Annotated in this window: 15 protein-coding genes; 2 read left to right on the top strand and 13 right to left on the bottom strand. The window is 44.3% G+C overall.

Annotated elements, in window-relative coordinates:
* Positions 1-5 precede the first annotated feature (5 nt).
* The 11 genes from MKX38_RS01395 to purT form a co-directional block, all read right to left on the bottom strand.
* On the bottom strand, positions 6-974 hold the full coding sequence (locus MKX38_RS01395) for a rhodanese-related sulfurtransferase (protein ID WP_003234849.1): 969 nt from the start codon (positions 972-974) through the stop codon (positions 6-8).
* A gap of 199 nt (positions 975-1,173) precedes the next feature.
* Positions 1,174-2,061 (bottom strand): AraC family transcriptional regulator, encoded by an 888-nt coding sequence (locus MKX38_RS01390; RefSeq protein WP_003246240.1) that lies wholly within the window; start codon positions 2,059-2,061, stop codon positions 1,174-1,176.
* Positions 2,062-2,168: 107 nt separating this feature from the next.
* Positions 2,169-3,509: an erythromycin esterase family protein gene (locus MKX38_RS01385; protein WP_339188357.1), complete on the bottom strand. Its 1,341-nt coding sequence runs from the start codon at positions 3,507-3,509 to the stop codon at positions 2,169-2,171.
* A gap of 103 nt (positions 3,510-3,612) precedes the next feature.
* The gene (locus tag MKX38_RS01380) at positions 3,613-3,891 is read right to left on the bottom strand and encodes a hypothetical protein (RefSeq protein ID WP_014478692.1); all 279 of its coding nucleotides are present in this window, start codon (positions 3,889-3,891) and stop codon (positions 3,613-3,615) included.
* A 55-nt stretch (positions 3,892-3,946) separates the two neighbouring features.
* Positions 3,947-4,738 (bottom strand): phosphatidylserine decarboxylase, encoded by a 792-nt coding sequence (locus tag MKX38_RS01375; RefSeq protein ID WP_003234858.1) that lies wholly within the window; start codon positions 4,736-4,738, stop codon positions 3,947-3,949.
* Positions 4,731-5,219 (bottom strand): DedA family protein, encoded by a 489-nt coding sequence (locus tag MKX38_RS01370; RefSeq protein ID WP_003234861.1) that lies wholly within the window; start codon positions 5,217-5,219, stop codon positions 4,731-4,733. Before MKX38_RS01370 ends, MKX38_RS01375 begins: the two co-directional genes overlap by 8 nt.
* Positions 5,210-5,743 carry a CDP-diacylglycerol--serine O-phosphatidyltransferase gene (pssA, locus tag MKX38_RS01365; RefSeq protein WP_009966430.1) on the bottom strand — a complete coding sequence of 178 codons (534 nt, stop codon included), beginning with the start codon at positions 5,741-5,743 and terminating at the stop codon, positions 5,210-5,212. Before pssA ends, MKX38_RS01370 begins: the two co-directional genes overlap by 10 nt.
* A 195-nt stretch (positions 5,744-5,938) precedes the next feature.
* Positions 5,939-6,829: an enantioselective carboxylesterase CesB gene (gene cesB, locus MKX38_RS01360; protein ID WP_088325244.1), complete on the bottom strand. Its 891-nt coding sequence runs from the start codon at positions 6,827-6,829 to the stop codon at positions 5,939-5,941.
* Positions 6,830-6,994: 165 nt separating this feature from the next.
* Positions 6,995-7,393, bottom strand: coding sequence for a YbfJ family protein (locus MKX38_RS01355; RefSeq protein ID WP_088325243.1), 399 nt, complete (start codon positions 7,391-7,393; stop codon positions 6,995-6,997).
* Positions 7,356-8,297: an extracellular metalloprotease Mpr gene (gene mpr / locus MKX38_RS01350; protein WP_088325242.1), complete on the bottom strand. Its 942-nt coding sequence runs from the start codon at positions 8,295-8,297 to the stop codon at positions 7,356-7,358. The genes MKX38_RS01355 and mpr overlap by 38 nt, the downstream gene beginning before the upstream one ends.
* A gap of 143 nt (positions 8,298-8,440) precedes the next feature.
* On the bottom strand, positions 8,441-9,610 hold the full coding sequence (purT, locus tag MKX38_RS01345) for a phosphoribosylglycinamide formyltransferase 2 (protein WP_339189367.1): 1,170 nt from the start codon (positions 9,608-9,610) through the stop codon (positions 8,441-8,443).
* Between the two features lie 215 nt (positions 9,611-9,825).
* Here purT and MKX38_RS01340 point away from each other — a divergent pair, with 215 nt between their 5' ends.
* Both MKX38_RS01340 and MKX38_RS01335 read left to right on the top strand, forming a co-directional pair.
* Positions 9,826-10,653: an AraC family transcriptional regulator gene (locus MKX38_RS01340; protein WP_282915647.1), complete on the top strand. Its 828-nt coding sequence runs from the start codon at positions 9,826-9,828 to the stop codon at positions 10,651-10,653.
* Complete coding sequence (locus MKX38_RS01335) at positions 10,650-11,570, top strand: DMT family transporter (protein ID WP_041339995.1); 921 nt, start codon at positions 10,650-10,652, stop codon at positions 11,568-11,570. Before MKX38_RS01340 ends, MKX38_RS01335 begins: the two co-directional genes overlap by 4 nt.
* A 256-nt stretch (positions 11,571-11,826) precedes the next feature.
* On the opposite strand, the gene MKX38_RS01330 is transcribed toward MKX38_RS01335, so the two are convergent.
* Together MKX38_RS01330 and MKX38_RS01325 are read right to left on the bottom strand one after the other, a co-directional pair.
* Positions 11,827-13,077, bottom strand: a complete 1,251-nt coding sequence (locus MKX38_RS01330; protein ID WP_339189365.1) for an MFS transporter — start codon at positions 13,075-13,077, stop codon at positions 11,827-11,829.
* Complete coding sequence (locus MKX38_RS01325; RefSeq protein ID WP_003246419.1) at positions 13,074-13,991, bottom strand: helix-turn-helix domain-containing GNAT family N-acetyltransferase; 918 nt, start codon at positions 13,989-13,991, stop codon at positions 13,074-13,076. The genes MKX38_RS01330 and MKX38_RS01325 overlap by 4 nt, the downstream gene beginning before the upstream one ends.
* Positions 13,992-14,045: the final 54 nt, after the last annotated feature.

Below are 14,045 nucleotides of genomic sequence, written 5' to 3'. Positions count from 1 at the left end.
TTTTTTTATTCAGCAGCAGCGTGATCTTCTGTTTCAATCGCTGCCAGTCTTGCGTTTACTTCTTCTTCTGTCATATTATGCTCTTTCACATACAGGTTTCTTGGGTTCGTGCGGCATTCGTGGCTGCAGCTGCGCATATATTTATACTCATTTTCCGGTGTGCATATCATTTTTTTATTGCAAGATGGATTTGCGCAGTTCACATAACGCTCACACGGTTCTCCTGTAAAGTAGTCCTTACCGACAATCACATGCTCAACACGGTTGACAGGCACGCTGATTCTTTCATCAAATACGTAGCACTGGCCGTCCCAAAGCTTGCCTTGCACCTCTGGATCTTTTCCGTATGTCACGATTCCGCCGTCAAGCTGTGCTACATCTTCAAAGCCTTGCTTCACCAGCCATCCTGAGAACTTTTCACAGCGCACGCCGCCTGTACAGTACGTTAAAATCTTTTTGCCTTCAAGCATATCTTTGTGCTCTTCAATCCATTCAGGTAATTCACGGAAGGCTTCGATGTCAGGACGGACCGCACCTCTGAAATGGCCAAGGTCATACTCGTAATCGTTACGCGCGTCGATTACAATTGTGTTTGGATCCTGCATCTTCTCATAAAATTCTGCAGGCTTCAAATGCTGGCCTGTTGTTTCGTTCGGATCGACATCATCTTCAAGACGAAGCGTTACAAGCTCTTTTTTATGGCGGACGAAGATTTTTTTGAAGGCATGGCCTTCTGCTTCATCAATTTTAAATACCATGTCCGCAAAACGAGGATCAGCTTTCATTGTTTCCATATATTTTTCAGTCTGATCAACCGTACCTGATACCGTACCGTTAATTCCTTCAGAAGAAACAAGGATACGGCCTAACAAACCAAGCTCCTTACAAAAAGCCAGATGCTGCTCTCTAAACGCCTCTGGATCTTCAATCGGAACATATTTATAGTAAAGTAATACTCTGTATTGTTTTTCCATGTTTTAAACACCCTGTTCAATTATAGTTAGTTGCTATGCACACTCTTACTATATCATACAGGAAAATGCCGCAAAGATGAACAGATCCGCCCAGACTGATAAAAATAACCAAGCTCTTACAAACCTAAGCAGCACAAGGGTTTATTAATAACAAATAGTATTTTCCATTAACTCACTAATAAAAGTAGTTGTCTGAAAACTATTTTTGTAGTTCCTCTTCAAAAGATAAATTTACCGGTTCATCTAAAAGTTCTCCCGGCATTTCAAGGTTTGTTGAAGGAACGCTCTCATCTACCTCTTCAAAAACAACATGATCCATCCACACCTGACCCGGCCCAGATAATTGAACGCCAAAAGATATCACAGCGCTATTTTCTGGGACATCTAAAACGATAGCATAATGATTCCAATTGGTTGTTCCGGTAATAGGTCTGTTGCTCATATTATCAAATTGGAGAACATCATCAGCAGCACTGTCAACCCGCATCCAAAGTGAGGCAAAATGCTGCACCCCCTTTGTTTTGATAAAACTTGATAGACGAAGCCTTTTTCCTAGATAGCGATCTGCTTTGAATTGCTGCATCATCGTCGCAAATTCACCGATATCCTGAACCATCGTTGACTTTAAATACCCTGAAGCTTTTCCCTGATGTACATTTTCCCGGTCAATCCCCATTTCGAATTGGAACGGATGGCTCCCGCTCAATACCCAGCCTTTCATTTTTTTCTCCATGTAAGATTCCTCCTTTTTTGAAGTAAAGCGTTTCATAAATGTTCGGTATGCTCCTGGCGGCATGTGATACATCTTTTTGAACGTCCTCGTAAATGCTTCTTGAGATTCAAACTGATAATACAAAGCAATATCGATAATACGATGATCTGTATAAAGCAAAGCTGCCGCCGCATTCGCAAGACGTCTTAACCGAATATAAGAAGCAACCGACATGCCGACTTCTTTTTGAAAAATCCGATGAAAATGGAATTTTGAAAAGCTTGAAACGTTAACAATATCCTCGTTTGATATTTGCTCATGTAAATGTGATTCAATCCAATTGATTGTTTTCTGGACAGCTTTTTCATAATACATTGCACGCTCCAATCTCCTTTCTGTTTTAGAATAATGGATCACGGATTATATGTTTTGATTATTTTTGCGATATGTAAAAATCCCCTGTTTACCACAGGGGACACCGCTCACTTGATAATGACAGAGGGCGTGATATGCTCCAGCCAAATGACACCGTCATATTGTTCCTTCAGGATCATCTGCTCTTCCATGTACCCCCAATAGAGCGCAGTCCGCGGGGTATACATCCACGAAGTGCCTTTCTTGTTTTTTGTATGGAGAAAATCAACAAAAACAGCCGGTCGGTCCGCCGCTTTCAGCAAAGCTTCAAGACTTCCAGACGGCGGCGGGCTTGTAACCGGCATAACAGTCTTATTATCAGAACTATCCAGACTTGCACCTGAGTAAGCATAAATGCCAATCGTATATGTTTGTTTTTTCAGCCGCTCCGGCAAATAATCACCCATGTTAGGGCCGTTTAGCTGTACCCAGTCCTTTATCATCTTCGTATTCTGTTTGCGTAGATGGTAATTGTGGCCCCAGACAATGATTTTCTTTTTCGAATAAAGGGTGTCAGCTACCCACTGAAATTGCTCAGCCATCATGCGGTCTCTCATAAAGAATGAAAAATCCTCAATATTCTCCGGATACTCCTCTAGTTTTTCTTTCATTTCTTCCAGCATATACGTTTCCATTACGTCAATTCTCAGCTGAAGAGAATGCATAAACATCTCATAAGCTTTCGGCTCTTTTGGAAGGTTTTCTTTTAGCTCTGAAGCATGTGTTTCAGCGAACTTGATCAGCTTCTGATAGTTTTTCACAAGCTTTTCCTTCTTTTGCGAAAATTCATCAAACGTATTGCTGTCTGTCACTAATGTTGAAAAATCATTTTCTGATTGGGAGAGCAACTCTGCTTTCTCAGGGTCCACCGCTTTTACCCATTGAGTCGCAGCATCATTGAATGAATTCTTCATGCTTTGAATATCAAAACCGGTAAGGATCAGCGGATCGCCTTTCTCTTTTTGCTCTTTCATGTAATCAAACAATTCAACGACATCTTCTCTGTGCCATACAGCGTAAATGGAGTTTTTCATCGTGCTTTTAGGGGTTAATTGGTCCATATTAAGGTAGGATGCATTTGTATCAGGAAAGCCAGACTCAAATGCCAATACATCGTATCCCAGCTCTTCGTGGAGATATTTGATCATTCTGACCTTTGTGGCGTTGATTTCACCAGCGCCGTGTGTCGTTTCCCCTAACTGAACGATTCGTTTTCCCTTCAGCACCTTCTTCAGAAAGCGAAGGTCTTTGTTTGAAGCATCGGAAGCATCCAGTGGCTGTGCATGTCGTTCAATCCAGCGCTCCCAATGTTTTTCTTCAGAAGCAGCACGTGCCGAGACTGAAAAAGAAGAAAACGCCAGACAGACAATCAGCAGCGGCAGAGTCATTCTCACTATCATTCGTTTCAATTCTATCTCTCCTTTTCTGCTAGGTTCTCTAGCATTACGAGATAGATATAGAAAAAGATTCCTTTTTTCACCAACAAAAAAAGCTTCTCTGTTGAAAGAAGCTTTAGCTGGATTCTCTCATCACCTGATGAAAGTAAAACCGATACGTATTTCGTAAAAATGTCTCAACCGGAAGCTGCACATCCGCTTGGTATTTGCTGATGATGAATGGAAACCGCTCGATTCCTTTTTCGCGCAAATTGTTCGCTTGTTCATCATCTATTGCCTTCTCTTGCAAAACCGCTTCAATGATCGGCCAGCACACTTCTCGCACTTGCCGCAGGACGGCTTCATCTCCGGTGTTCTGATAATCTGTAATCCAGCTGATGATTTGTTTCTCCATGAATCTCACCTTTCTTCAAAAAAAAGAGGCGCTGCGTTTATGCAAGCTCCTCTTCTTACTCTTCGTAACCTATCAGTTCTCCGACTTGAACTTCTTGGCCTTCTGCTAAATGGGCGGACGGCTGGAACGCGTCTTTTTCAAAAATCAAAATGACGGTTGAGCCAAATGAAAAGTATCCCAGCTCTTCGCCGATCTCCAATTCAGCACGGGTGCTCGTCTGCACGATAGAATTAATATTCATCGCGCCGACAGGAATCATCAGGACATTTCGGCTTCCGCTATTCAGCTCGTACACAAACCGGTAATTTTTCGACAGCACATCTTTCCCGTATTTTAAGCCTAGTTGATTTACCGGGTATGAGCGATTTCCGAGCTCGGCCAGCTTTTGATACCTGCAGCTGATCGGAGAATGGAAACGGTGATAATGCCTCGGGCTTAGATACAGCACGACGAAGTAACCGCCATTGTATTGATGGTCTGCGCTTTTACAGCCGGTCAGCTCAGCGAATGAGTAATCTTTTCCCTTCACCGTAAAGGTTTGATTCGGGTTGATGATTCCTACCGTCTGAACTACACCATCAACAGGGCTGACCACCGCATGCGCCTCTTTTGACACAGGGCGCCGCTCCAGATTTATTTGTCGAATGAACAATTCGGACAGCGATCCGTAATCAGCAGCCGTACCGTCCACATCATCCCAATTCAGCCGAAAATGTTTTGAGAAAAGCGGAATGACCGGTTTGCTAATTTTTGACTCGCAAAATCCTTTAATCAGATAGGATGACAGACGATGATTCGTCAGCTCTATCAATGATCGATACAGAATCTTTACAGCCGTATTAAACATGAATAATCCCTATAACCCTTCCGATTGTAATAAAAACAAAGCACCATAAAAAGGCGCCGATTGCCGCAAACGCAACATACGTTTTCAGATCCATTTTGCCAATCCCCGAAAAGTAGCACGTCACATGTCTGACGCCGGGAATAAAATAACCTAAAATAAGAGAATATGGACCGTATTTCTTCATCCATTTTTCCACTTTCATCATTCTCTTTTCTTTTAAGCCGACCCACTTGCCGTACTTATCGATAAACGGGCGTCCGGCTTTTCTGCCAATCATGTAGCTGATCAGCATACCTAACAAAGCCCCGACAAAACTAATCAATATCGAAAGCTCATAATTCAATACATCGGTATGCGTGAAATAGCCAACAACGGTCATCATTACTTCATCTGGAATCGGCAATCCTACAATCCCTAATACCAACATCAAAAAAATAGCGAGATAACCGTAATCCGCTATGAGCTGCTGAACTAATTCCATCTCCCGGACTCCAGGTTTTCTGCCGCATGTTTTTTAAAATGAGGGAATTTTATTTTACTCACCATCAAATATGAGAGTCCGCAAGTGCCGATTGCCAGAAGGATCGGGTTATAGGTGAAGCTTAGAATAACGAGACACATGCCCGCAAACGGAATCGGCATACCGATAAACGTCGGGAGCTTGCTTTGTTCAATGTTAAATTTAGAGAGGCGAAGCATTCCGCAAATGCTGTACGTCAATGCGCATAAGATCCCGATAAATGGCAGGGTATACAACGCGACACTGTAAGCAAGCATAGAAGGAGCCACTCCAAACGTAACCAGATCGGCAAACGAATCCAGTTCTCTCCCCATATCAGAAACGGCATTCAGCTTACGAGCAGCCATCCCGTCAAAGAAATCAAGGAACATGCCTGTAAAAATAAAAAGCACTGCTGAATGAATGTTGTGATATAGCAAGGAATGAATCGCCAGCAATCCGCAAATGAAGTTTCCTATCGTAATCATACAGGGGATGTAATTCACAGTGTAACCAAACCTCCAATTGTAAAACCATCTATATTATTTGACGATAGTGATCGAATAGCGTTACAGGAAAAATTTTTCTCCAATAAGCATGATAACATAGAATGCTCACAAAAAAAGCAGCATTCAAATTCTATTATTATACAACATTTGTTACCTTTTGAAAAATGAATGCCAATCTTTTCATGTTCCTTACTAGTTTATCCCCCCGCATAAAAAGGACAAGACGCGTTGATTGACGTACTCTGGCTGCTCCAGAGATAACAGATGTCCGGCGTTCTTTACGATTTCAGCCTGAATTCCCGGCACCAATACCGAAGCCCGCTCAAAGGCCATTTGCTGATGGTACATGGCCTCGTGCTCACCGAACATCAGCAGTACCGGGACTTGTATCGATTTCAATTCCTGGTCTGTGAACACGTACGGAAACCCGTTTTCTGTCGGCTTCAGGCTCCTTTGCTCATCCTGCCATTCCACGCCCGCCACAATTTGTCTTTGCAGTAAAGGATGCAGATCATAACTGTTGCCTGTGATCCACTTGATATATGATTCAGCTCCTCTTGCCCCTGTAAGCTCTGCAGCGTATTTATAGACATCCGGATGAAATGAAATAAACGCTTCAGCGGGACTCATAACAACCGCCCGCTCTACTCTTTCAGGCGCGCGGAGTAAGAAATTCACGATATGGGACCCGCCAAGCGAAAGGCCGGCCAGGTGTGCCGTCTCAAGTCCAAGAGAATCAAAGACATCTTTCATCCATTCTGCAAAATCAGCTCTCGTTTCCATGGCTGCTGATGGTATACTTTTATTTTTGTCTCCTATTATATCGACCGCATATGTACGAAATTGACTGCTCCACGCTGCGATATTCGGATACCACATCGCAGAGCTGAAAAGGCCTCCGTGAAGCAAAATGAGCGAAGGTGCGTCCTTTGGCCCACTTGCAATGATATGTGTATTTCCAAAACGAGTAGAAACATAGAATGCTTCCGACTCAATCGGCCACAAAGAAAGGCTTTGATCATATGCCTGGTAAAAGCGCAGACCACTTTCAACCGCGGCAAACTGCATTGAATCTTGTATCATCTTCTTCTTTTTCCTCCGGGTTTGATTGATATAAAGGATAACGCCCCTTTTGTCTCGTAAGAAAAAATACCTATTTCTTATTATCTCACATAATAAATTTCCAGTATATAGTTTGGTTTCCTGCAATAAATAAAAAAGGCAGTTCCCTTAAAATCAAGGAAACTGCTATTCTTTGAAGACTAATGGAATGGCATGATCTTTTTTATCCTCTGTTAACGAGATGTGATGGGTTACTGATGTTTCACCCTTCGTCAACGCGACTGAGTAATCGCCTTTTCTGCCGGTATCCCATTTGATATCTCCGTTTTTGTCTGTTTTACCGAGTATCTCGCCAATCTCTGTACTCGGCTCCTCGTCTGAGGCAGGCGCTTTGACAATCGTCACTTGAACCCCTTCGACCGGCAGCCCCTTAGCATCCTCCACATGAAGAGTGACAGGAATAGTCGTTTCTTTTTGAGAGGAATGCGTCTGCGAACTGCATCCGCATAAAAACAAAATAGACATGAATATGGCTAGTTTGCTGTATTTATTGATTTGCCCAATATTGAATATTGTTGAATACATCGTTCGTCACCCTTGTTCCCAAGTTATATGACGATCCTCCGTTCGTGTGAATGGCAATAGCTGTCTGTCCTGTATCACTGTAGTTTCGATAAACAGGCGAGCCGCTTTGGCAGCCGTACGTATCGGTTGTATAGGTCAGCTTATACGTTTCAGCGGAGCGAATCGGCTTTGTATCAGACCACATCGTGCCAAAGGTTTTGTCACACGGGAATCCTGTCACTGACGAGGAAAGACCCACGGGACTGCTGCTGTTTGTAGTCCGGTAGCCGTACCAGCCAACCGTGTTTCCAGGAGAACCGTTTAATTTAATAGCTCCGTAATCATAATTGGTGTCTTTGCTTTCCGTCCATCCTTTGACGGAGTAAAACATCGTGCCTGAATAAGTACCGTACGGATATGACGAACCATTGCGGCCTGGCGCGGCAGTTATCGTCGAAGCCCATCCATGATCCTGGCTGTACACACAATGCCCAGCCGTGACGACTGTATTTGGATTGACTAAAAATCCGGTACATCCATAAGTGCTTGAAGTGTTGGGATACTTGATTGACAGTTGAACGGTTGCTCTATATGGAAAAGATGTCGTGCTGGAGATTCTGGTGCGTTCATCAGTTCCGATAATGCTCGAAGGCTGTAAGGTTTGAATGTTTTTTTCCAGTTCCGTTTGGCCGCCGTATAACGATTTACTTGTTTTTCCGGTTCCCTCATAAGGGGCGGAAACCTGTTCTGCTTTTGACGTTTGGTTTTTCGTGGCATCAGCTTCTTGACCGGTATTCGATACAGAAGTTTGCGGGTTCTCTGCCGCTTTTGCCGGTACGCCAAAAGATACCGCTGCTGCTAAAGCCAAACACAAAACTGTTAAGTAAGCGAACCATTGATTTCTGAATCTTGGAACTAATTTCATTTTGTCATCTCCCTCCTTTAGTGTCAACCACCCGTAGGGATGGAAGACTTTTACATTATAATCAGGTTTCTGATTCTTATGATAAAACTTTTATGAAGGAAGAAAAAAACAGGCCTTGTACCATGACAAAGCCTGCTCAAACTCTATTTTAAAATTAGCTGGTCCAACGCTTTCTTTGCATTCTCTCTTGCCGTTTCAACTGAATCAGCAGCAGAAAGCGCAACTGCCATCCGACGTCCGGCTTTCGTTATCGGCTTTCCAAAGACGCGCACTTGAGTCTTTGGGACTGCCAGTGCGTTTTCCAGTCCTTCAACAGTGTAATCCGCTAATTCTTCCGGTGCTTTGAGGGGCCTGCTGGCGCCAGGAGAAAGCTGTGTGATTTCTGTAATCGGAAAGCCCAGAATCGCCCGGACATGCAGTGCGAATTCTGACAAATTTTGCGTCACCAGCGTGACAAGACCCGTATCATGCGGACGAGGAGATACCTCACTGAAATATACCCTATCTTTCGCAAGGAACAGCTCAACACCAAACAGGCCGTATCCGCCAAGCTCATCCGTGATCGTTTTCGCAATATGCTTCGCTTCTTCTATTTGCTGCTCTGTCATATGATGCGGCTGCCACGATTCGATATAATCCCCGTCCTTTTGCACATGACCGATCGGCTCGCAAAATGCCGTACCGTTAACCGCACGTACGGTTAAGAGTGTGATTTCTGATTCGAATGGGATAAACTCCTCAACGATCACGCGGCCGTTTTTCACCCGTCCGCCTTCCATCGCCGTCTCCCAGCAGCTCTCTAAATCCGCTTCAGAGCGGCAGATGCTTTGGCCTTTTCCAGAAGAACTCATCAATGGTTTAACGACACAAGGAAAACCGATCTGTGCTGCCGCTTGTATAAATTCATCATATGTATTCGCAAATTCATAGCCAGCCGTCGCAAGTCCAAGCGTTTCCGCCGCAAGCCGTCTGATGCCTTCCCGATCCATCGTCAGCTTGGCCGCACGGGCATTCGGGATAACGTGAAATCCTTCCTCTTCAAGCTTCAGCAATTCATCCGTCGCGATCGCCTCCACCTCAGGCACAATCAAATCCGGCTTTTCTTTCTCAATAATGGTTCTGATCTGCTCTGGGTCCAGCATATCAACGACATAACTGTTATGCGCGACCTGCATCGCCGGAGCATGCTCGTAACTGTCAACTGCCACCGTCTGTACCCCAAGACGCTGGGCTTCAATCACTACCTCTTTACCTAATTCACCTGAACCTAACAATAAAACCTTCTTTGATTGATACATCTTTGCCCCTCCTATCTGTTCCAAACCATTATAACTGAAATATTTGAAAAATAAATTTTTATTAAAAAAGATAAACTTATTATTGGGGGTTAAAATCTTTTAAATTCTTAAACGAAAGCAGATCAATAACGGTCTGCTTTCTCTATTCCTAAACAGCAACATCATACAAGAAATCCCCCAAAATCATGCTACACTTAATCCAAGACCACCACACCGACAGGAGGCATCCCATGCAAAACGAAACCCGCACACTGCAGCTTGACCCACACCTTCATATAGAAGCCTACCGCTTCAAGGGAATTATGCAAAAGTTCCCGAACCACTTTCACGATCATTATGTGATTGGATTTATTGAAAAAGGGCAGCGATATCTGGCCTGTCAGGATCAAGAATATATCATCAATCCAGGTGATCTTCTCCTCTTTAACCCCCGTGACACGCATAGCTGTGAACAGATTGACGGCCGGACGCTTGATTATCGGTGTATCAATGTCATGCCGGATATCATGGAGAAGGCGGTGAAAGAGATTACTGGCTCCGGGCATCTCCCTTATTTCTCCCAGCATGTGTTATTCCGCCATGAGCTGACAGCCAGCCTGCAGGAATTGCATATTTTGATATCCGAGGAAAAACAAGCTTTGCGTAAGGAGGAGCTGTTTCTTCATCTATTAGAGGAGCTGATCCGCCATTATTCAGATGTCACGTTCCTTAGCAGCGTTCCAGAACCATCAGACGAAGTCAAAATGGTTTGTGAATTTTTAGAAGAGCATTATGCCGAAAATGTCACACTCAATGATTTGAGTGAATTAACAGGCTGGAGCAAGTATCATTTATTGCGTTCATTTACAAAACAAAAAGGCATTACCCCTAATAGCTACATGGAAACAATCCGGATTAATCAAGCGAAAAAACTCCTTGAACAAGGGGTAAGGCCGATTGATGCGGCATTTCATACAGGATTCAGCGATCAGAGCCATATGACGAAGTTTTTTAAACGGCAGGTGGGGCTGACGCCGAAGCAATACATGAAGATTTTTGAAAAGGAGCTTCACAGATGAACATACAAAGAGAAACTTCGGGGCATATCGCAGCCATTGTGACCATTCTGATTTGGGGGACGACCTTTATTTCGACAAAAGTTCTGCTGGCTGACTTCTCTCCAATGGAAATATTATTTTATCGGTTTTTGATGGGCTTTATCGCTCTTATCCTCGTCCGTCCCAACATGATTCCGTTCAGGAATTGGCGGCAGGAGCTGTTGTTTGCCGGGGCTGGTTTATTTGGCGTAACCTTATACTTTCTATTAGAAAATATAGCTCTCACCTATACATACGCATCCAATGTCGGCATGATCGTGTCCATTATACCGATGATCACTGCGGTTTTGGCCCATTTTCTGCTCGAAGGCGAAAAACTGCGTCTGACTTTTTTGATTGGATTTGTCTCGGCACTGATCGGGCTTTTATTGATTACGTTTAACGGCAATGTGGTACTTCGTCTAAATCCACTCGGAGACATCATGGCAGCCGGGGCTGCTCTCGTGTTTGGCGGATACTCGATATTCATGAAAAAATTAAGCGCCTACGAATACCACATCATCGAGCTGACACAGAGAGTATTTTTGTATGGCCTATTATTTATGGTTCCCGCTTTATTTTTGTTCGACTTCCATTTTGACCTAAGCCGATTTTCATCTGCTTCAAATATACTCAACATGCTTTTCTTAGGGATTGGCGCTTCTGCCCTGTGCTTCGCCACTTGGAATTATTCAGTTGGCGTGCTCGGAGCCGTCAAATCCAGTGCGTATATTTACATGGTCCCGGTTATCACGATCGCCGCTTCCGTCCTGGTCCTGCATGAAAACATGACATGGATCGCTCTTCTAGGAGGCGCCCTTACGCTTTTAGGCCTCTACATCTCGGAGATGAAACCGAAAGCGAAGCTGATGGAGAACGGATGTAAAATGGATGCTTAATGTCTAAATTACAGTTTATGGGTAGACGACAGACATCTCACGCTGCGTTACAAATCAACTATTGTGAAAATATGTTAAATAGTCTCAACTTCCCAATAGATGTTTGAGGTTTTACGCTTATAATCGTTCAGAACGCTTCAAACAAAAATCCGAAAACGCCCGCATAGTCGGTATGATCGACTTCGTATTAGAACAAAAATACAAAAAAAGCATCTCTGAATAATCCCAAATCAGAGATGCTTTCCCTTTGTCCTCATCACTTGTCTACCACAGACGCACTGTCACGCGTGACCGCCGCAGGCTCCCTCAGCATCACATTCATTACGCTCGCAAGCACGAGCATTCCAATCGACAAATAAAAAGCTAGTGTATACTCACCCGTTACCGTGTAGATGACGCCGGGCACATACGCACCTAGTGCCGATCCGATCTGATGGGCGAGTGACAGCCAGCCAATCATGAGGCCGATCGAGTAGTTTTGAAAGTACTGGGTGGCGAGCATTTGAGTCGGTGCTACCGTTGCAAAGTCCACTAATCCAAACAGAATCGCAAAGGCTAAAAGCAAGTAAGGCTCGTGGCTGTAAATAAGAATCACGATCGACAGCGCCCGCACCACATATAAAATGCACAGGATTTTCCGGCTGCTCCACCGGTCCGCTACAATTCCGGACAGCAAGATCCCAGCAATATTAAAGCCTGCTAGCAGACTGACAGCAGCACTCGTGACTGTCGTTGAAAAGCCATGATCATGAGAAAACGGAATCAAATGGGTATCCATCAGCCCCACGGTCGTAAATCCACAGATCAAAAACGGAAAAATCAAGAACCAGAATTGCCTCATACGAAACATCCCGGCCACTGAAAGAGCTGTTGTTTTGGGTGCTGTTTCTTTTTCTGATGCAGCCAGTCCGCCTATCGGCTCTGTATTCTTTTCTGAAGGATTGTTCCGCAGCATCAGCAGCGCAGCCGGAAAGACAATCACGATTAACAGCAGTCCCAACACCACAACCGTCAGCTTCCAGCTAAACCAATGGATCAACATGAGTGAGCCGGGAACGAGAAGCATTTGCCCCGCGCCAAAGCCTGCTTCCATGATCCCAAAGGCTAGTCCCCGCTTTTTGCTGAACCAATTGACGACCAATACACTTGCCGCCACATTCGATGCTCCGCCCACTCCAAGCGAGACACCCAGCCCATAAAGCAAAAACAGCTGCCAAGGCGAAGTCACAAGGTATGTTAAGAAAATGCTGACTCCTGTCAGTAACGCACTCCATGCCAAAACAGCCCGGGCACCCCATTTGTCCACAAGCCGACCGATCACAGGCTGTGATATGCCATAAACAATAAAACTCACCGTCGAAATCAGCGAGATGGTGCTTCTATCGATTGAAAACTGCCGTTCCCACGGCTCCACAAACGCACCAAACGACAGCCGCACCCCCTGAACCGCCAATAAGATCAAAAAGGTGACGGAGACGATGATCCACGCATAATGCAGTCTTTTCATGACAGCTCCAAATCCCACCGTTCTTCTGTCAGCTGCTGTCCCCATAATGGCGCTTCTTGTTTTACTTCACTTATCCTGAATCCAAATTTTTTATAGAGCGGACGAGCCTCAGCCATCGTGCTCACCGTCCAAAGGAAAATGCGGTCAAACTTCATGTCTTGGCAGTATGCAACCAGATGCTCCAGCAATTGCGTGCCAAGCCCCCTGCCCCGAAAATCCGCATCAACCAGAAACCATCTGAGCTGGACTGTCTTTTCATCGTGCTTGACCAACCCGACAGAGCCGGCAAATTTCCCGCCGCTTTCCGCAATCCATATTTTTTCGATGTCAGCGTCAAATGTCTCCTGAAGATAAGCTAAAAACGTGTCATCCCAACCGTGAGCCTCCGCGTAAAATTGTCTTTGTTTCTCAATAAGGAGTTGAAGATCCTCCGAAAGAAAATAATCTCTAATCGATATCTCTGATGCTCTGGCAGAAAGCGACTGTGAAAGGATCGCTTCAATCTCTGCCATCGCCTCGGCAAGCTTGTGCTGCTCCTTTTGGTTGATTACCTTCAGCATCAGTTCTACTTGTTCGTTGGCTTTCTCCTCCAGCTTTTTATAAATCGTTTTTCCTGTTTCTGTGACAAAAATGTAATGGTGGCGGGCGTCATCTTTGCTCCTCTGTTTATAAATCAAATCTTCTTTTTCAAACTGCTTCACAATCCTGCTGACATATCCCCGGTCAAGCCCCAGCTTATCCTGAAGAGCTTTTGCCGTACAATTAGGCGTATTATAAATCTCAAATAAAATCCGTGTTTCTGTTAAGGAAAACGGGCTGTCGTAAATGTGCTCATTAAGGAAACCAAGGACGTTTGTATAAAATCGATTGAACTTTCTGAATTTTAACCCGACAGATGATTCTCTTGTTTTCAAATCAATCCCCACTTTCTAATATCGTTGACTAAAGCAATTATAATCACATATAGT

The sequence above is a fragment of the Bacillus sp. FSL M8-0025 genome (assembly GCF_037975475.1).
Taxonomy (GTDB): domain Bacteria; phylum Bacillota; class Bacilli; order Bacillales; family Bacillaceae; genus Bacillus; species Bacillus subtilis.
This window is presented reverse-complemented; position numbering and strand designations above follow the sequence as displayed.